The following is an 18,639-nucleotide window of genomic DNA, read 5'->3' on the forward strand; positions in this document are numbered from 1 at the left end:
GTTGATCTATGCATATGAACGATCTCAAGCTTTTTGGCGAGAAAGTTCCGGTGGCCGGTCGCTGGATCGGCTGCGCTGGCCGAAAAACGGCAACGATCCGTAATCCCGCTACGGGAGAGATCATGGGTCGGGTTCCCGAACTCGGCACGACGGAAACGCAGGAGGCGATTGCCGCGGCCGTGATCGCCCAGAAGAGCTGGGCGCGATGCACAGCCGGCCAACGTGCAAAAATCCTGAAGGAGTGGCACCGGCTCGTCATGGAAAACCGTGACGATCTCGGCATGATCCTGACGTTGGAACAGGGCAAACCGTTGGCCGAAGCGAAGGCCGAGATCGCCTACGGAGCAAGCTTCATCGAATGGTTTGCCGAGGAGGCGCGCCGTATCAGTGGTGAGACGGTGCCCGGCCATCAGCCCGACAAGCGCATTTTGGTGTTGCGCCAGCCGGTCGGCGTCGTCGCGGCCATTACGCCGTGGAATTTCCCTAATGCCATGATCACTCGCAAGGTCAGCCCAGCGCTGGCCGCCGGTTGCGCGATGGTGTTGAAGCCTGCGCCACAGACTCCTTTTTCTGCCATCGCGCTCGCTATCCTCGCTGAGCGCGCTGGTCTTCCACTTGCACTCTTCAGCATTCTGACCGGGCCTGCCGCCGAAATCGGCGGGGTGCTGACCGCAAGTCCGGATATCCGTCTTCTCACTTTCACCGGTTCGACGCGCACGGGAGAACATCTTTACCGGCAATGCGCGCCGACGATCAAGAAGTTGGGATTGGAACTCGGCGGCAATGCACCCTTCATCGTTTTCGAGGACGCCGATCTCGATGCGGCCGTGGAGGGAGCGCTGATCGCCAAGTTCCGCAACAATGGTCAAACCTGCGTCTGCGCCAACCGTTTTTATGTGCAGAGTGGTGTCTATGATGCTTTTTCTAAAAAATTCGCGCGGGCGGTCTCATATCTGAAGGTCGGCAACGGGTTGGAGGAGGGAAGCGTTCTCGGCCCGCTCATCGACGGCAACGCCGTTGCGAAAGTTGAGACCCATATTGCCGATGCACTTTCCAAAGGTGCTGAAATCGCCGTCGGTGGCAGGAGACATTCGCTAGGCGGCAATTTCTTCGAGCCGACGATCCTGTGCAACGTCGATGCCGGCATGCAGGTGGCACATGAGGAAACATTCGGGCCGCTCGCGCCGCTTTTCTGTTTCGAAGATGAGGCGGATGTGATCGCGCAGGCCAACAATACTGATTTCGGCCTTGCTTCCTATTTTTATGCGCGTGATCTCTCTCGCGTCTTCCGGGTTGCCGAAGCGCTTGAATACGGCATGGTCGGCGTCAATACGGGCGCAATTTCTACCGCTGAAGCGCCCTTTGGCGGCGTGAAGATGTCGGGTCTGGGGCGCGAGGGTTCACGCCACGGCATTGAAGAATATACCGAACTCAAATATCTCTGCATAGGAGGTGTTGGGTGATACTGTCTCAAGCGACAGAGCTGGCACCCTATCTTCCAGTCTATGATCTTGATCGTTATACTGTTTTTGAAAAACTCTATAGCGCCGCAGTCGAGCTTATCAACTCCATCGACCTCATGTATCAGACCATGCTCGTCGAGCTAGGTCGGCGCTCGGCCGCCATGTGAGCGCTATTCGGCTCGTCCACTCGAAGTTCACGTTGCCGAAATGTACCGGCAGCAGATCGATTTTTAGGTACTCTTTTACTCCAAGCGCGCGTATAGACAGAAAGCGGGTTTCGCAGAAACCCCTAAGCCAAGGCGCAATCGTTTGGGCTCCCGCTTTTGCCAATCATCTCGCGATGGAAAGATTACTGGCCATTTAAGATGCCGGGCTCGGAAGACCTTCGAGAGCTTGCTGCACCTTGTGCGAAAGAGTTGGCGAGTTTATTTTTTTGTCGATGTGGTGCGGAATTGCTTGGGCGTAGTTCTGGTCCGCTGCCTGAAGACATCGTAAAACCGGCTAGTGGAAGCGAAGCCGCAATCATAGGCGATCTGCAGAATGGGTTCTTTGGTATCGGCGAGCTTCTGCATGGCCCGTGCTAGCCGGTACCTTGTGAGATATTCATTCACCGAAATGCCAAGCACCTCGCGAAAAATCTTGTTAGCGGTGCTGGGATGAATTCCGGCAAGCTCGGCGAGCTTCGGCATGCTCAGCGGTTTTGCATAATGCATGTTTATCAAGTCTGTGAGCATTTCGGCGCGACGCACGGCAGGACCCACAGGCGTCGCCACCGATTTCCCGGCGGCTGGGGCATGGCCATCCGCTGCATCCAGAACAAGACGGCGCACCCTGAGCCTGACCTCGTCTGCGATCAATTGCCGCCGCGCGGTGTTGCCGTCCTGCCATTCCTCCACCCATTGCGGGAGCAGGATCGCGTTGGCTAGCTGCGGTCGCGTTTCGGTCAGGAATCTCCCCTGCATGATCGACTGCCTGGCTTTCCTGTCTATGGCCAAGGCCAGAAAATCGACGAGTGGAAGATAGATGCAGATAAGCGGCGCATCCGGAGTGACCGCAATGGTTTGATGCGGAATAGCGGCCCAGAAGAGAGCAAGCCGCCCAGCCTCGATCTGCTCCTGCCTTCCGCTAAACAGATATGTCATCCGCCCATTGAGGAGGAAGTTGATTTCGACATGATCGTGCCAGTGGGCTGCACCCATGGCCCTGGCGATATGGCGCTCGATCAGAAAATCGCCTTGCGAGATGATCGAAGCTTCGCGCCCAGCGCTGTTATCCCTTCGCATGAAGTTGTCCTGTGACTCGAATCTAGGAAGAACTATCCAATTAGCAGGAAGAAGTTCCGGTTTGAAAGGAGCAATGAAACGTCGAAGCCCAACTATCCGGAGTTTGTCATGCCAAAGATTTGTCTTGTGGGTGCCGGCAGCACCGTCTTCGCGCAGAACATCCTGGGCGATGTTCTCTCATCTGAGGGCGATGGCGATTACGTCATCAGCCTGTTCGACATCGATCCCGAGCGTTTGAAGACATCCGAAATCGTCGCACGGCGCATCTGTGAGGCACTGAAGCTGGACAAGGTCAGTATCGAGGCGACACTCGATCGGCGTGTCGCCCTTCGGAACTCCGATTTCGTCATCCTGATGATGCAGGTCGGCGGTTACAAGCCAGCAACGGTAACCGACTTCGACGTGCCGAAGAAATATGGCCTTAGGCAGACCATCGCCGATACGCTCGGTATCGGCGGCATCTTCCGCGGGCTGCGCACCATTCCCGTTCTCGAAGCCATCTGCCGCGACATGGAAGACGTGTGTCCGAATGCCCTGCTGATGCAATATGTCAACCCGATGGCGATCAATTGCTGGGCGATCAAGGAGATCGCGCCGAGCATCCGCACCGTGGGACTTTGCCACAGCGTGCAGCATAGCGCCGCCCATCTTGCCGATTGCCTCGGCGAGGACATTGCCGATATCAACTATCTCTCGGCCGGCATCAACCACGTCGCCTTCTTCCTCAAATACGAAAAGCTGCAAGCCGACGGCAGCCGTGAGGATCTCTATCCGCGCCTGTGCGCCCTGGCTGACGAAGGACGCGTTCCCTCCGACGATCGCGTCCGGTTCGATGTTCTAAAACGGCTTGGTCACTTCGTCACGGAATCGAGCGAGCATTTTTCGGAATATACGTCCTGGTACATCAAGGAAGGTCGCAACGATCTGATTGAGCGGCTAAACATTCCACTAGATGAATATATCCGCCGTTGCGAAGTCCAGATCGCCGAATGGCACGAGCTGCGCCGCGATCTGGAAGGAGGCAAGCCAATCGACGTGTGCCGCAGCAATGAATATGCGGCGGGCATCATTCATGCAGCCCTCAGCGGACAGCCTGCGCTGATCTACGGAAACGTCCCGAACAACGGCCTCATTCAGAACCTACCCGACCAGTGCATCGTCGAGGTACCCTGTCATGTCGATCATAACGGCATCCAGCCGATCAGCATCGGACGCATACCCTCGCCGCTCGCCGCCGTCATGCGCTTAAGCGTTTCCGTGCAGGAACTGACAGTCGAGGCGGCACTGACCAAGAGGCGGGATCGCATCTACCAGGCGGCTCTTCTTGATCCGCATACGTCGGCGGAGCTGTCACCGGATCAGATCTGGAAGCTGGTGGATGACTTGATCGAGCAGCACGGCAGTCTTTTGCCAGCCTATCACTAAACCCATTCGGAATAAGACGTCACGCGCAAGCGCGGTTTCCTCACAGGAGGAAGCCGCGCTTTGTCATTTACTGAACCTATCGATTTTTAAATTCGATCAAAAAGGATCAAAAGCATGATTGACATTGATCCTACGGGGTGGAAGTCTGAGCGAAATAGAAATGATAATGGAAGAGGAACCTTCGTTGAGCCAAGCCGGGGGAGTGAAAGTCGATCGTCTCGACGCTATTCGCAGCCATCTGTATGCGAACGGGTTTTCGACCATCCAGGCGCTTGCGGATACCATCGGCGCTTCCCTGGCAACGGTGCGCAGGGACCTGCAGGTTCTCGAAAGAGAGGGCGCTATCGATCGCGTCCACGGCGGCGCGCGCATCGCTGAAAGTTCTTCGGTGGAGCTTGCCTTCCAGGAACGGGCCAAGCGGCATCTGTCAGCCAAGCGCGCCATCGCAACGGCGGCTTACGATCTTCTGACGCCGCGCACGGCTATCTTCCTCGATGCCGGCACCACGGTGCTGCAGCTTGCCCGCCTCGTCCGCCTGAACCCGATGCCGCTTCGCATCTTTACCAACGGCCTAACGGTGGCGCAGGAGTTCCTCAATATTCCCAATCTGGAAGTCGTGTTGCTCGGCGGCCAGTTGCGTAGCGAAAACGCCTCGCTCGTCGGCCCGCAGGCCGAAGCGATGCTTGAGAGCATCTGGTTCGATCAGCTCTTCCTCGGCGCCAGCGCCATCAGCCCCGACGGCGCGATTTATAGCGTCGACAGCGCCGAAGCGAGCCTCAACAAATGTATGCTCAGCCGCTCGGCTCACCGCTTCGTGCTGGCAGATTCCTCGAAATTCGGCACCATGACGACCTACAAGGTCGCTCCCTTGAGCGCTGCGAAGGTAATCACGGATGCCGGCCTTTCTGCGCATTGGCGCAGCGAACTTGTCAATCTCGGCGTCGAGATGACGATCGCGGATCTCGGAGCGCCGGAATGAGCGGCGACCTGATCCTTGGCATCGATGGCGGAGGCAGCAAGGTGCTGGTCGCGCTCGCCGACCGATCTGGCAAAGTGTTACGAATGTCGCGCAGCGGCGGCGTCAATCCGATGGACAATACGAATTGGCAGCACGAACTGGACCTTGCGCTCCGCCCCTTTCTGGAACAAGAGCATCTCGCGGCCGTCGCCGCCGCCCTGCCTGCCTATGGCGAGGTGGCCCGGCTGTCCGAACAGCAGCGCGAGGCGATCGAGGCCAGCTTTACCAAGGTGCGAAAGCATATTCTCAACGATGTCGACGCGGCCCATCTCGGCGCCTTTGCCGGCGAGCCCGGCATTCTGATCCTGTCCGGCACGGGTTCGATGGCCTGGGCGCGCAACGCTGCCGGTCTATCCGCCCGTGCCGGCGGTTGGGGCGACGTCATCGGTGACGAGGGCAGCAGCTATTGGATCGGGCGGGCGGCCCTCAGCCTCGTCAGCCAGAGCCTTGATGGGCGTGCGGGTCCGACTGCGCTCGCGAAAGCCATGTTCGAATTCCTGAATCTCGACAGTTTCGACCCGGTCAACGCACTTGGCGGATGGGTCAGCGAACTTAAGAATCCGCGCGCCCAGATTGCAGCGCTTGCGGTTCTTGTCGATCGTGTCGCAAGTGCCGGCGATGGTGCGGCGAGGCAGTTGATCGACCAGGCAGCATCCGAGCTTGCAAAGCATATGAAGGCCATAGCGCCGCATTGCGATACAGGCGCTGAGTGGACCTATGCCGGCGGAACATTTGCAAGCCGCGCCCTGCTTGCCGCGCTGGAGCGGCGCATCGGCCGCCCGGCTGTGAGCCCGAAGCTTTCCCCCATCGGTGGCGCCCTTTTGGCGGCCGCCCGACTCCTCGACTGGCCGGTGGATTACGGCTGGGTCATGCAAATCGCTGCCACGGCCAAGACCGCGGTGGTGCATTCCAGTGAAGCAGACCTCAATAACAAGGAAAGAAGGGAACATGCGTAAATATACTTTGCCATTTTTCGCTCTCGCGTCGCTCTTTGCCGCCGTTCCAGCTCTCGCTCAGGATGCGAAACCGCTTGCCGGCCAATCGATCACGGTATTGATGCCTTCGCCGCAGGCGCCGAACATTCCCGGCGACTTCGAAGCCGAGACCGGCATTCACGTCAATATGCAGACACTCACCTGGGACGACATCCGTCCGAAGCTCGTCACATCACTGATTGCCGGAACCGCACCAGCCGATGTCACCGAGTTCGACTGGTCGTGGACCGGCCAGTTCAGCGCCGCCGACTGGTATCTGCCGCTCAACGATGTGATCGATGCGGATACCGTCAAGGATATTGGCGTTTCTAACATCTTCACGGTCAACGGCAACCTGCTCGGCGTGCCCTATACCAATGACTTCCGCGTCATGCTCATCAACAAGAAACATTTCGCGGATGCGGGCATCACCAAGATGCCGAAGACACTCGACGAACTGGTCGCTGCTGCCAAGCAGATCAAGGAAAAGAAGATCGCGACCTATCCGATCGGACTGCCGCTTTCGGCGACCGAAGGTGCGTCAACGAGCTGGTATCTGTTGACGAAGGCTTTCGGGGGCGAACTGTTCGACAAGGATTTCAAGCCGCTTTTCGTCTCGAAGGATTCTGCCGGCTACAAGGCGCTCGCCTTTGAATTGATGCTGCTGAAGGAAGGCCTGGTCGATCCGGCCTCCACCGGCCTCAAGGATAGCCAGATCAATGAAAGCATGTTTGCCCAGGGCGTGACGAGTATCATGATTTCGGGTGAGCCCGGCAGGATCGGTCAAATGAACGATCCGAAGCAATCGAAGGTCGCCGGTCAGGTCGAGGCGATCCTGGTACCAACCGCCAGCGGTGAGACCCGCAGCTTCGGCCTTCCCGAGGCGCTTGCCATTCCGCGCGTCTCGCAGAACAAGGAAGCGGCCATCGCCTTCGTCAAATGGTTCACCAGCAAGGAGTTCCAGAAGAAGAATGCGGCCAATGGCGCATTGCCGACCCGCACCTCGGCACTGTCCGAGCTGAACGCTGCCGGTGAGTTGCTGAGCGGCGATACGCTTGTGGCGCAATCGAAGACCGTCGAGCCGCTATTCCCGCAGGGCACGCCTCCCTGGTATCCGGAATTCTCCAGCGCCGTGAACACGGCGATCAATAGCGCCGCGAAGGGCCAGGTCACCGTCGATCAGGCCATGCAGAACATCGCCGAAGCGGCGAAGCAGGCATCGGCACAATGACGATCGCAGTCTCTGCCGGTGGCAGGAGCAAGCGTGGCGTCGGCATCAAGTCCGACACCACGCTGGGCATTCTGCTCGTATCGCCGATCCTGATCACGATGGCGGCCCTTGTCTTCTACCCGATCGCGAGAACGGTCTGGGACAGCCTGCACAGGGTCAATCCGATGCAGGCGGGCACGCCCTTTGTCGGGCTGGAAAACTACACCCGCATGTTTTCCGACGCGCCGCTTGGTACGACGTGGATCAATACGTTTATCTACGTCGTGCTTGCAGTCGTAGCCGAAACGGTGTTCGGCGTGCTCGCCGCTGCGCTCATCAATCAGGTCAAGGTTGGCCGCCGATGGCTGCTGGCCGCCGTCGTTCTGCCCTGGGCGCTCCCCGGTGTCGTCAATGCCGTGATCTGGCTCTGGATCTACCAGCCCGGAGCAGGATTACTGAATGGCATTCTTTCGGCGGTAGGCCTGCCTTTCGACAACCATGTCTGGTTCAACGATCGCGCCAGCGCCATCATCGCCGTCACGGTGGTCCACGTCTGGCGCATGATGCCCCTGACCATCGTCATCGTGCTCGCCGCCATGCAGAGCATCCCGGCGCATCTCTACGAGGCGGCGCGGATCGACGGCGCCACCCGCACGCAGATGTTCGCGCTGGTCACGCTTCCGCTGGTGCGCAGCGCCATTGCCGTCGCCATGACCAATGCGACCGTCAACGCATTCAATCTCTTCGATGAGGCATGGGTCTTGGCGGGGTCCAGCCTCGAAACTCGGCCCGTTCTCGTCCAGATCTATCTCGAGACCTTCCAGAACCTGCGCTTCTCCTACGGTATGGCGCTGTCGCTCGTGATCACGCTGGTCTCGCTGCTGGTTTCGCTCGTTTATGTCCTGCGCGTCTATCGCAACACCCGGTTTGACTGATGAAACAGAGCCTCTCCCATCATTTGTTGATCTGGGCCGGTGTCGCGGTTCTCCTGATCTGGTCGCTCGGACCGATCTATTGGACGCTAGCAAGCTCGATCACCCCGACCGAGGACTTCTCGGTACGACCCATCCATTTCTTTCCGCAGCATTTCACGCTGGATCATTTCTCGCGTCTCTTCGGCATCAATATTGCTCGCATCGGCGGGGTTCAGGTCTGGTCGCAGTTCCGCGCCGCACTGATCAACAGCATCGTGACGTCGGTGGCTGCAACGCTTCTCTGTGTCGCGATCTCTGCGCTCGGAGCTTATGCCTTCACGCGAATCCGGTTTCCTGGACGTAGCTTCCTGTTTGCCGCCGTCGTCGCGACACTTGCAATTCCTGGCTATGCGGTGCTCATCCCGCTTTACCGAATCATGATCGGCCTGCATCTGGTCGATACCTATGTCGGCATTGCCCTGATCTACGTCTCTGCCTACTTGCCCCTGTCGCTCTGGTTGTTGCGGAGCGTCTTCGAAGCGCTGCCGATCGCGCTGGAAGAGGCCGCGCAGCTCGACGGAGCAGGCAGGCTCTACATCTTCTTCAACATCGTCCTGCCGCTCGCCGGTCCAGGGTTGACGGCGGCAGCGATCCTCACCTTTCTTGGCGCATGGGGACAGTATCTCGTCCCGCTCATCTTCTCGCCGCAGGCGACGAAGCCATTGACGGTGCTGATCCCCGAATTCGTCACCAAGAACTTTATCGACTATGGGCTGATCACGGCAAGCGGATCGATCGCCATCATCATTCCCGCCCTGGTCGTTATCTTTCTCAATCGGTACCTCGTCAGCGGTCTGCTGGCCGGATCGGTCAAGTAATCGGAGCTGATATGAATACGACGGAAAGGGTGATCTTCGAGCAATTCCCCTATTGGGAAAAGGCGACCGGACTGGTCTCCGCCCCGCACGAGGCCGAACTGACGGTCTTTCTGGGTTGCGGCACGTCCTATAATCTCGCTTTGTCGCTTGCGACTTATGCCAATCATGCCGGCTATCCGGCGATTGCCGCGCCGGGCGCAGAGTGGCTGAATCGGCCGGCCGCCTTCTGGCCGCGCTGGCAGAAGGTGCATCTGGTGGCCCTTTCGCGCAGCGGGGAGACGACCGAAACGGTTGCCGCCGCCAAGGCAAGCCGCAAAGCCGGCATTTTCGTCACCGCCATCACGGTCGAGCCCAAGAGCGCGCTGGCCAAGAACTGCGACCGACTGATCGAAGCGGCGACCCACGGCGAGGAAGGGATCGTCATGACGGTCTCGGCGAGCCTGATGCTGCTTCTGGGCATGCAGATGGTCGGCGTGAAGATCCCGGCATCGATCGCCCAATCGGCCCACCGCCTGGCCGATCAGCTCGATGCGGCACTTCCGTCGATCATCGAAGGTCGGTCGCATTTCGTTTTCCTCGGCAGTGGATCGCTCTATGGCATTGCCCTGGAAGGTGCGCTGAAGCTGATGGAAATGAGCCAGATCGTGACGCAGGCTTTCCATCCGCTGGAATACCGGCACGGACCGATCAGCCTCGTCGATGAAAACACCGCGGTCGTCATGCTCTACAGCGCCGACCAGAAAGCTGCCGAGGTGTTGCTGGTGGAAGAATTGCGGCAAAAAGGTGCGGCGGTCATCGGGTTCGGCGGCCCGGGCGACCTGGAACTGAGGGTCGATTGCGATCCTGCACTTGCCGGCCTCTGCGTGCTGCCGGCCTTGCAGGTTCTTGGCGAACGGGCAGCGCAGGCAAAGGGCATCGATACGGTATCGCCCCGTCATCTGACCAAGGTCGTGATGCTCGGATGAACACCCCCGTCGAACACAATCGCGGCGTTGCCCTGAAAAAGCTCCTTGGCGACCGCGTCAAAGTCTTGCCGCGCGGGATTACCTCGGTCTGCTCGGCTCATCCACTTGTCATCGAGACGGCGCTCAGGCGCGCTGCCTCCGATGAGACGGTCGCGCTCATCGAAGCCACCTGCAATCAGGTCAATCAGGACGGCAGCTATACCGGCATGACGCCCGCCGACTTTCGCCGCTTCGTCGAAGACGCCGCCACCGCGCTCGGCTTTCCCATCGATCGCATCGTCCTTGGAGGCGATCATCTCGGGCCGAACCCCTGGAGGAAGCTGCCGCCAGAGGAAGCGATGGCGAAGGCTGAGGCGATGATTGCGGCCTATGTCGAGGCGGGGTTCGAGAAGATCCATCTCGATACATCGATGGGCTGCGCCGGAGAGCCCGCGGCTCTGGCCGACGAACTGACGGCGGAACGTGCCGCGCAGCTTGCCCGCATGGCGGAAGAGGCGGCTCTTCGTGTTGGTCGCCGGCCACCTGTCTATATTATCGGAACCGAAGTGCCGCCGCCCGGCGGCGCTACCCATGCCCTTGACGAACTCGATGTCACGCGACCCGAGGCGACGAAGAAGACGCTGGCGGTGCATCGCGCGGCCTTTGCGAAAGCGGGTGTCGAAAGTGCTCTGGGGCGGGTGATCGCCATCGTCGTTCAGCCCGGCGTTGAGTTCGGCAATGCTAATGTCGCTCTTTACAGGCCGGATCGCGCTGGCGCCTTGATCGGCGCTCTGGACGAAATGCCCGGCCTGCTCTTCGAGGCACATTCCACCGACTATCAGCCCGCGACAGCGCTTTCGGCCCTCGTGGACGGCGGATTTGCAATTCTCAAGGTGGGTCCCGGCCTGACCTTTGCCTTGCGAGAGGCGCTCTATGGCCTCGACTGCATCGCATCGGTTCTTGCTGGCGAGGCCCGGGCGGATACTCTCTACGCGACGATGGAGACCGTCATGCTCGAAAATCCGGGTCATTGGAATTCCCATTATCGCGGCCCGCCTGAAGAACAGCGCTTGCAGCGCCACTTCAGTTATAGCGACCGCATTCGTTATTATTGGCCGGATGAGCGGGCGGCGGCAACTGTCGAGACTCTGCTTGCGCGCTTCGAAGGTGATATTCCAGAAACGCTCATCAGCCAGTATCTCGGCCGGGTTTATCCGGCAGTGGTCGCGAAGAAGGTTCTGCCTCGTGCGCGCGACCTCTGCATTGCGGCGATCGATGCGGCCCTGGAACCTTATTTTGCAGCTACGATTGCGTAAGGCGCCCGGCAGGCTGCCTGGCCCCGGTGGTCGGCGAGGGCGACGGCGATCAGACATACGCTTTTCTAATTGGAGATCATAATGGCATCGGTAAGCGTAACGAATGTCCGCAAGAGCTACGGTCACTTCGAAGTTCTGCATGGGGTGGATATCGATATCAAGGATGGCGAATTCGTCATTCTCGTCGGCCCTTCGGGCTGTGGAAAATCGACGCTTCTTCGCATGATCGCCGGACTTGAGGAGATCAGCGGCGGTGATGTCGCAATCGGCGGCCGCGTTGTCAACGATGTCGAACCCAAGAGCCGCGACATCGCTATGGTATTCCAATCCTACGCACTCTATCCACACATGACCGTTGAGGCGAATATGGGCTTTTCGCTTCGGCTGGCCAAGGCGCCGAAGGAGGATATCCGGCAGCGCGTTCGCGATGCCGCGCAGATACTAGGCCTGGAACACTTACTCGACCGGTACCCGCGCAATCTCTCCGGCGGTCAGCGCCAGCGCGTCGCCATGGGACGGGCGATCGTCAGGCAGCCACAAGTATTCCTGTTCGACGAGCCGCTGTCCAACCTCGATGCCAAACTGCGCGTGCAGATGCGTTCCGAAATCAAGCAACTGCATCAGCGCTTACGGACGACGACTATTTATGTCACCCACGACCAGATCGAGGCCATGACGATGGCCGACCGGATTGTCGTCATGCGGGATGGTTTCGTGGAGCAGATCGGATCGCCGCTGGAGCTCTACGACCGGCCTTCCAGTCTTTTCGTCGCCGGCTTCATCGGCTCCCCCGGAATGAACCTCATTCGCGGTAGGATCAGCGTTGACGGGCCACTAAATTTCATCGCCGATGGTGGAGGCGTCCTTCCGCTCCCCGAAGGCATCGCCGTGACGCGCGGAACGGAAGTGATCTACGGCATTCGACCGGAGCACCTGCTAGTCGGGCAGGGCGGGGTTGCGACGGAGGTCGCCGTGATCGAGCCGATGGGAGCCGAAACGCAGTTGACTGCAAACATTGGTACTGACGTGCTTGTTACGACGGTACGTGAGCGCCTGGACGTACGTCCCGGTGATGCTCTCCCGCTTGTGCCGGATGTCAGTAAACTACATCTGTTTGAAGTTGAGAGTGGTAAACGCTTGGCGTGGTGATGAGTGCGGCGCGTGATTTGCCAACGCGACATGAGCGCAAGAGCCAAGTTGCGCGTCGCCAATATCTAATTGTGCTGCTTAGAACGCCTGTCGGTCGCAGCGGTCGTCGATCACCGCCGTGGAGGAACTGGAGAAACTAGGCTATGTCGAGCGGCGGCGGCATCCAACCGACAAGCGAGCACGCCTGGTTTTCCTTACGGAACGTGGAAAGCAGATACGTCCGCTCGCGATGGCCACCGGCAAGCGCGTCGAAGAACAGTGGGCGCAGCTCCTCGGCGAAAGGGACCTGGAGGTTTTGCGTTCTGCTCTGCAGGTGCTGCTCGGCAAGCTGCAAGGTAAGGATGTGGGATCCCAGAGCCGATGACTGGAACTGAATGGCCTGAGGGATGCGCTTTCCCGCGCACCGAGATCTATCGGTGGGATGCCGACTTGTCGGTCAAGCACCTGACGGTGTTTGATCGGTTCAAGGTCGGCTGAGAAGGCGCAGGGATTGCTTCAATGCTTGGAATGCCTGACTTGCCGCTTCTTCACCTGTCTTCACGCGTTCGATACCCGCAGACGCTCGCGCACGCTCTGGTAGCGACCGAACACGCCTGTCGCAAGCTGGCTCGAGGATGCTCCAATCTGCTCGGCGAATTCAAGGATTTCCTCAGCCACATCTGTCAGCCGATAGCTGGAGGGGCCACTTCTCGAACATTTGCGTTCCAAGGCGCCTTCCAATTGGGCGGTGCGCCGTAGCACGGTGTAATGATCGACCTCGAGACGCTCGGCGGCCGAGCCTTCGTTTGCGACAGCAAGGAAATAACGGACGTCATTCCAATCAATCATCTATCCGGATCCTGCGCAGCCGCAGGCCTGAAGGCGAACCCATCAGAAGCTAGGTTCAGGACCCATTGATTTGAAGTGACGGCTGTGATTCAGCCGGGCGTATAGGAGCCCGACTGATGAGTAATTTGTTTTGGCTAACGGACGAGCAGATGGCTCGTCTTCGGCCCTATTTTCCCAAGAGCCATGGCCGCCAGCGCGTTGATGATCGACGCGTTCTGAGCGGGATCATCTTCGTCAACCGCAATGGGCTCAGGTGGTGTGATGCGCCGAAGGAATACGGCCCCGCAAAGACGCTTTACAACCGCTGGAAACGCTGGGGTGACAAGGGCATCTTTCTCCAGATGATGGAAGGCCTGGCTGTGCCTGATGCTGCGGAGCGAAAGACGATCATGATCGACGCGACCTATCTCAAGGCCCACCGCACGGCTTCCAGCCTGCGGGTAAAAAAGGGGGCGCAGGCCGCCTGATTGGACGCACGAAAGGCGGCATGAACACCAAGCTTCATGCCGTAACGGATGCGAATGGTCGCTCGATCAGTTTCTTTATAACGGCAGGACAGGTCAGCGATTACACCGGTGCTGCCGCCTTGCTTGATGAACTTCCCAAGGCCAAATGGCTGCTGGCCGACCGTGGATACGATGCCGACTGGTTTCATGACGCTTTACAAGCGAAGGGGATCACTCCCTGCATTCCGGGTAGGAAATCCCGAAACAAGACCGTCAAATACGACAAGCGCCGCTACAAACGGCGCAACCGGATCGAGATCATGTTCGGGCGTCTCAAGGACTGGCGGCGTGTTGCTACCCGTTACGACAGGTGCCCAATGGCCTTCTTCTCAGCCATCGCTCTCGCCGCAACCGTCATCTTCTGGCTCTGACCAACGAGTCCTGACCGCTTCTGTATCCGGGTTCTCACCGGCCCCGGCCAGGGTCAGTGACGGGGTGGTGCGCGACGTCTGACCCTTGTGGCATGACCACGTTCTCTAGCCTGTCGGCACCGCCTCTCTTCATCGTCTCGAACAGTTGATTGCGGCCTTGCAAGGACCGCGTACCAGAAGGAAGAGAGCATAGACAACCTATCACATGGCCGCGTTATCGGCATAGATGTCAGCCGCGATTGGCTTGACGTTCATTGCCTCCCGGATGGACATCGCTGCAAAGTGCCAAATGCTCCAGCAGGTCATGCTGCCGTGGCAGATCTTGCCCGGGACCAGGATGCCGTCGTCTGCTTTGAGTCGACTGGCGGTCAGGAATGGCAGCTCTGGGCGGTTCTTGAGACAGAAGGTGTTGCCGCCCGCCAAGTGCCCCCGGCTCAGGTGAAGGCGTTTGCGCAAAGCCGTGGCACACGCGCCAAGACCGACCGGATCGATGCCGAGCTCATCGCCCGCTTCTTCGCCTTCCGGCCCGAAGCAGGCCGCAGTCTTCCTGCGGAAAAGCTACGCCTTCTCAGAGCTTTGACGACCAAAAGAGCGCAGCTGGTCGAGATGCGAAAACGACTTCTGGCTCAAATCCGTGCGCATCAGAAGCTCGGCACCGCCGTGATGTTCGAGGACGTCGACACCGAGTTGAAGCAACGGATCGACAGCCTGATCAAAGAACTGGAAGACCGCATCACCCTGGCCATCGCGAGCGATGAACGCCTGTCGGAGACCGCCGGTCTTCTCCGTTCTATCCCAGGGATCGGCCCGGTTGCGAGTTCAATGCTGGTCGCAGAAATGCCCGAGATCGGCACCATCACCGGCGAAGAGGCTGCCGCACTCACCGGATTGGCCCCGGTCGCGCACGACAGCGGAACTCTTCGCGGAAAACGGGCCATCGCCGGTGGTCGCCGCGCCCTGCGGCATGTGATGTTCCAGGCGGCCTTGGTCGCGGCATATCACAACCCGAGCCTCAAATCCTTCGCAGATCGCCTCCGCAAGGCCGGAAAACCGCACAAGGTCATCATCACCGCGGTCGCCAGAAAGCTGGTCACTATCGCAAACGCGCTATGCAAGAACCGTCAAAACTGGACCGCTGCGGCAGCCTAAAAGATACAGTTGCTAGAGTAGCGTTTGCGCTCAAACGCAGATCAGAGGCGAGGTGCGTTGCTTTCATCCCAGTGCGGCAATTTGCGACCTTAATCGTTGCCGTTTATCGTTATGAATGACATCCTTTTTTGGGATTTTCGCGAAACCTCGTTCAAATTTGAAAATCGACAAAGGGGTTGCCAAGAAGGGATGTTGATGGAATCGCTGATTGCTGAAGCGAAGAGAGTCTACGACGCAGCGGGCTTGAACTGCGGGCACGGACTGCTTCCGCCTGTCAGTAAGGACGCTATTGACCAAATTGCACTGGAATTGTCCTTACCAATTCCGGACGAGCTGCGCGCAGTGTATGCCGTACATGGTGGGCAGCAATACATTCCGCCCGGCGTCACTGGCTTATTTGGAGAACATCGGCTGCACAGCCCCGCCGAGGTCATTGAGAACCACAAGATACATGCCGAGAATTACTATATTGTCTTTGATCCACCGCCGACTTTTCCTCCTTCGGGCGAAGACGACCCCGGGGTATTGGGTTCCTGAATTGATTCCATTCGCATCGTGGGATGCCTATGAATTGTGTATCCATGCGATGACTGAAGAGGTGTGGGAGTTTCTGCCTAGCTCAGGGCTCATCCGCCACCGTGCAAGCATTGCAAGCGTGCTGGAGGAGGTCATTGCGGCGGTCCGCGCAAGCAATGAACCGCAGTTGGGCGCGGTGCGATGAAGGCCCTCCATGCCGCACAAATCCTGAGTTTTGAAGCGTCGCAAAAGTCAGGCAGACCGTCTAAAAACTCCCATCAGGAACTGCACTGAGGGTTCTGGGACGATCTGAAGAATTTCAGCGACATCCAAGGTAGCCTAAGTGCGACCAGCCTACGGAGCTGGGATAACCCAGAGCATTGATTTTCCAGTGCTGGCAGCCTCATGGGCGACGAACCTCAATGAAACAAGAAAGCGATAGAACGAAATCGCATCCATGCGATCAGCCATAACCTGATCTGGCGCGTTCTCGGTGCTATCCGAGTTATCTTGGCTCGGCATGACCGTCTCCAGTTCGGTGAGGTATTCGGCCCTTCTAACGATACCAGCGTATCTGCTGACGGATTCATCGCAACCTTCCGTTTGAATTTCCGATAGAGCTTTCAGAAGCCGGTCAATCGAGCTGATTACCGCACCGAGCCCGCCATGCGGAATCGTAATACATTCTTCGTCTTCCAGAAATTTTAGCCCATCGAGTGCTTGTGTGCGAGCCATCGCCGCCGCCAAATAGATGTGCCACCAATTACGCGAGGTATCCGACCAAAGCGCCCCGGTGTCGTGAAGCTCATTAAATTCCTCAGCCTCATAGGCGTCTTCCGGCGTCGATCCTGCGGGAAGTAAGAGGTTCTCATCCACGGGTGCAAAGAATACGGGAATGCGGTGGCTCATTGTTATTCCCTATCTATCGCAACACGTCATAGAATTCATCGAGCAGAAAAGGCGTGAGGCAACCATGTGAAGGGGCCGAACCGTCTTTGGCCAAGAGAGCAACCAGAGGGCGTCGCGCTTAAAAGCATCATCCGGCTGATAGCGTGTTTCGCACAAATCCTGCAGGCCGTCCAAAAACTCCGTAGGCGATTCCCGTCGAGTTTCCGCTGACCTGCATGAGTTTCGCAACGGTGAATCTTGTTACGGACGGCGGTTCGTTTACTGGCAACGTGCGAAGGCCTCCAAAAGCGCGGCCCCGAGCTTGGAATGAGCCAGCTCGCATCGGACTGTATCTTCCTCCAGCGCAGTGCCGCCAGCTTGATCGTAATGTGTAGTGGGTGTCAATTGCAAATCAGCCCCATTGAGGGTCACACCGACCGCCTTGCTGCCCTTGGCCAGGGTTTTCCATGACCGTACTCCGGCCGCTGCAAGCATTGGCGTTTGCACAGATGGCCATTTATCCTGATGCGGGTGGGGGAGAGTGTCATATGGCAGAGATAATGCTGCTCGAAGAGCCTCTCCGACGGCATCGGGATTGTCATGCGGAGCTGTATGCACCGGGCCGGATGCAATCATAAGTCCGGTCGTGGTTGGAAGATTTGCCTGTATCAGCACCTTTCCTGATCGCAAGTATGCAGACGCACTCGTCGCGGTTTTTGAAGGTTTTTCTAACCATGCCCACCGATTGAGCAAACGAGATAGCACCGACTTTGAGACTCCGCTCATTGGGAAGCTCCTGCAATCATACGATGTGACGTTACGCCGTTAAAAAAGTCGCTCCAAAATTCGTTGAGCGATTTCTGAAGCGAATCATAGCTGATAGATTTCTGACATGGCACATCGTTCAGGAACAGACCATGCACAACTGCTGCTTCTGCCGGAAGCGGTGGACGATTACGTCGGCCCGGATACTGTGTCGTCACGTCTCGCATGCCATCAAAGTCTCGCAGGTTCGAAGCGTCACAGACGGCCTTCGCACCGCGACGCCGGCCGATCTTCAAAACCTGGCGCGGAAGGCGAAGCGCAGCGCGCGAAGCAAGGGCGGCACGGTGACGTTGGAAGATCTGAGAACGAGCCTTCCCGCGAGGACAAAACTTCCGGAAGTTGCGGTCCTCCGTATTGCCGTGCACGAATGTGGCCACGTTATCGTCACGCTGGCGAGCAGGCTGGTCGATGAGCTCGTCATCGAGCTGGAGGACAGCTTTGTTGAGGAGGGCTCCGACCTCCAAGAGGGAGGAAGAGTGCTTTGTCAGATGACGGAAACCATGCTTCCCACCGAAGCAACACTCCTTGCACGAATCCGAATTGCGCTTGCCGGAATGGCAGCGGAGGAGGTCGTCCAAGGCTCCAAAGGTGCGGGCGCAACCGGGTCCGACCTGGACACCGCGACGCAAATCGCGAGCCAGATGGTGCTCTCCTATGGGATGGGCAAAAGCCTTCGGTTCCATGTCGACCGGCAGAGGATTGTCACAGGCTTCATGCCTCCGCCGGAATTTCATGCCGAGATCAGCGGCATCCTCAGCAAGGAATATCGAACTGCCAATGATGGCATGACGATGCTCTGTGTCACACGCGGGATGGGTTTCGCGCGCAAGGTCGCTGATCGCGTTGTCTTCATGGATCAAGGTCGAATTATCGAAGATTCCACTCCAGCCGAATTCTTCCAGAACCCCAAGCATGAGCGTTCGAAGTTGTTTATGAGCCAGATCCTTGGCCACTAGATTGAGCGAAAGGCCGAAGCTTGCTT

At 58.4% G+C, this 18,639-nt stretch carries 19 protein-coding genes and 1 pseudogene; 16 read left to right on the plus strand and 4 right to left on the minus strand.

From position 1 onward, the window contains the following. Positions 1-8: 8 nt before the first annotated feature. Entirely contained in the window at positions 9-1,463 is a 1,455-nt protein-coding gene (locus ACJJVH_RS19395) for an NAD-dependent succinate-semialdehyde dehydrogenase (RefSeq protein ID WP_412065809.1), read from the plus strand. Continuing rightward, positions 1,460-1,630 carry a hypothetical protein gene (locus tag ACJJVH_RS19400; protein ID WP_412065810.1) on the plus strand — a complete coding sequence of 57 codons (171 nt, stop codon included), beginning with the start codon at positions 1,460-1,462 and terminating at the stop codon, positions 1,628-1,630. Before ACJJVH_RS19395 ends, ACJJVH_RS19400 begins: the two co-directional genes overlap by 4 nt. Positions 1,631-1,888: 258 nt before the next feature. Here the strand turns inward: ACJJVH_RS19400 and ACJJVH_RS19405 are convergent, their stop codons facing one another. Continuing rightward, entirely contained in the window at positions 1,889-2,746 is an 858-nt protein-coding gene (locus ACJJVH_RS19405; RefSeq protein ID WP_412065811.1) for a helix-turn-helix domain-containing protein, read from the minus strand. 108 nt (positions 2,747-2,854) lie between these two features. On the opposite strand from ACJJVH_RS19405, the gene ACJJVH_RS19410 reads away from it, so the two are divergent. From ACJJVH_RS19410 to ACJJVH_RS19455, 10 genes are all read left to right on the plus strand, one after another. Further along, positions 2,855-4,171: an alpha-glucosidase/alpha-galactosidase gene (locus ACJJVH_RS19410; protein WP_412065812.1), complete on the plus strand. Its 1,317-nt coding sequence runs from the start codon at positions 2,855-2,857 to the stop codon at positions 4,169-4,171. Positions 4,172-4,355: 184 nt separating this feature from the next. Then, the gene (locus ACJJVH_RS19415) at positions 4,356-5,150 is read left to right on the plus strand and encodes a DeoR/GlpR family DNA-binding transcription regulator (protein ID WP_113400149.1); all 795 of its coding nucleotides are present in this window, start codon (positions 4,356-4,358) and stop codon (positions 5,148-5,150) included. Beyond that, positions 5,147-6,145, plus strand: a complete 999-nt coding sequence (locus ACJJVH_RS19420; protein ID WP_412065813.1) for an N-acetylglucosamine kinase — start codon at positions 5,147-5,149, stop codon at positions 6,143-6,145. Before ACJJVH_RS19415 ends, ACJJVH_RS19420 begins: the two co-directional genes overlap by 4 nt. Then, positions 6,138-7,394 carry an ABC transporter substrate-binding protein gene (locus ACJJVH_RS19425; RefSeq protein WP_113399806.1) on the plus strand — a complete coding sequence of 419 codons (1,257 nt, stop codon included), beginning with the start codon at positions 6,138-6,140 and terminating at the stop codon, positions 7,392-7,394. Before ACJJVH_RS19420 ends, ACJJVH_RS19425 begins: the two co-directional genes overlap by 8 nt. Beyond that, positions 7,391-8,308: a carbohydrate ABC transporter permease gene (locus ACJJVH_RS19430; RefSeq protein WP_412065814.1), complete on the plus strand. Its 918-nt coding sequence runs from the start codon at positions 7,391-7,393 to the stop codon at positions 8,306-8,308. Before ACJJVH_RS19425 ends, ACJJVH_RS19430 begins: the two co-directional genes overlap by 4 nt. Continuing rightward, positions 8,308-9,165: a carbohydrate ABC transporter permease gene (locus tag ACJJVH_RS19435; protein WP_412065815.1), complete on the plus strand. Its 858-nt coding sequence runs from the start codon at positions 8,308-8,310 to the stop codon at positions 9,163-9,165. The genes ACJJVH_RS19430 and ACJJVH_RS19435 overlap by 1 nt, the downstream gene beginning before the upstream one ends. Before the next feature lie 11 nt (positions 9,166-9,176). Then, on the plus strand, positions 9,177-10,130 hold the full coding sequence (locus tag ACJJVH_RS19440) for an SIS domain-containing protein (RefSeq protein ID WP_412065816.1): 954 nt from the start codon (positions 9,177-9,179) through the stop codon (positions 10,128-10,130). Beyond that, entirely contained in the window at positions 10,127-11,425 is a 1,299-nt protein-coding gene (locus ACJJVH_RS19445) for a D-tagatose-bisphosphate aldolase, class II, non-catalytic subunit (RefSeq protein ID WP_412065817.1), read from the plus strand. Before ACJJVH_RS19440 ends, ACJJVH_RS19445 begins: the two co-directional genes overlap by 4 nt. A gap of 81 nt (positions 11,426-11,506) precedes the next feature. After that, complete coding sequence (locus tag ACJJVH_RS19450) at positions 11,507-12,574, plus strand: ABC transporter ATP-binding protein (protein ID WP_412065818.1); 1,068 nt, start codon at positions 11,507-11,509, stop codon at positions 12,572-12,574. Between the two features lie 118 nt (positions 12,575-12,692). Then, a complete protein-coding gene (locus tag ACJJVH_RS19455; protein WP_412065819.1) occupies positions 12,693-12,938 on the plus strand; it encodes a MarR family winged helix-turn-helix transcriptional regulator in 246 nt (81 codons plus the stop codon). Between the two features lie 176 nt (positions 12,939-13,114). Here ACJJVH_RS19455 and ACJJVH_RS19460 read toward each other — a convergent pair. After that, a pseudogene (locus tag ACJJVH_RS19460) lies at positions 13,115-13,402 on the minus strand (LysR family transcriptional regulator); the annotation flags it as partial. Positions 13,403-13,518: 116 nt separating this feature from the next. Here ACJJVH_RS19460 and ACJJVH_RS19465 point away from each other — a divergent pair. The 3 genes from ACJJVH_RS19465 to ACJJVH_RS19475 all read left to right on the plus strand — a co-directional run bounded on the left by ACJJVH_RS19465 (position 13,519) and on the right by ACJJVH_RS19475 (position 15,965). Next, a protein-coding gene (locus ACJJVH_RS19465; protein ID WP_412065820.1) for an IS5 family transposase occupies positions 13,519-14,279 on the plus strand; the annotation gives its coding sequence in 2 pieces (ribosomal slippage) (positions 13,519-13,843 and positions 13,843-14,279; 762 coding nt in all). Between the two features lie 222 nt (positions 14,280-14,501). Further along, positions 14,502-15,428, plus strand: a complete 927-nt coding sequence (locus ACJJVH_RS19470) for an IS110 family transposase (RefSeq protein ID WP_412066235.1) — start codon at positions 14,502-14,504, stop codon at positions 15,426-15,428. Positions 15,429-15,539: 111 nt separating this feature from the next. Next, the gene (locus tag ACJJVH_RS19475; RefSeq protein ID WP_412065821.1) at positions 15,540-15,965 is read left to right on the plus strand and encodes an SMI1/KNR4 family protein; all 426 of its coding nucleotides are present in this window, start codon (positions 15,540-15,542) and stop codon (positions 15,963-15,965) included. Positions 15,966-16,298: 333 nt separating this feature from the next. Here ACJJVH_RS19475 and ACJJVH_RS19480 read toward each other — a convergent pair whose 3' ends face one another. Both ACJJVH_RS19480 and ACJJVH_RS19485 read right to left on the minus strand, forming a co-directional pair. Next, the gene (locus ACJJVH_RS19480) at positions 16,299-16,853 is read right to left on the minus strand and encodes a hypothetical protein (RefSeq protein ID WP_412065822.1); all 555 of its coding nucleotides are present in this window, start codon (positions 16,851-16,853) and stop codon (positions 16,299-16,301) included. Between the two features lie 258 nt (positions 16,854-17,111). After that, a complete protein-coding gene (locus ACJJVH_RS19485; RefSeq protein WP_412065823.1) occupies positions 17,112-17,618 on the minus strand; it encodes a hypothetical protein in 507 nt (168 codons plus the stop codon). Positions 17,619-17,749: 131 nt separating this feature from the next. On the opposite strand from ACJJVH_RS19485, the gene ACJJVH_RS19490 reads away from it, so the two are divergent. Next, positions 17,750-18,613, plus strand: coding sequence for a hypothetical protein (locus ACJJVH_RS19490; RefSeq protein ID WP_412065824.1), 864 nt, complete (start codon positions 17,750-17,752; stop codon positions 18,611-18,613). Positions 18,614-18,639: the final 26 nt, after the last annotated feature.

This window comes from Rhizobium sp. SYY.PMSO, assembly GCF_046840415.1.
Taxonomy (GTDB): Bacteria; Pseudomonadota; Alphaproteobacteria; order Rhizobiales; family Rhizobiaceae; genus Rhizobium.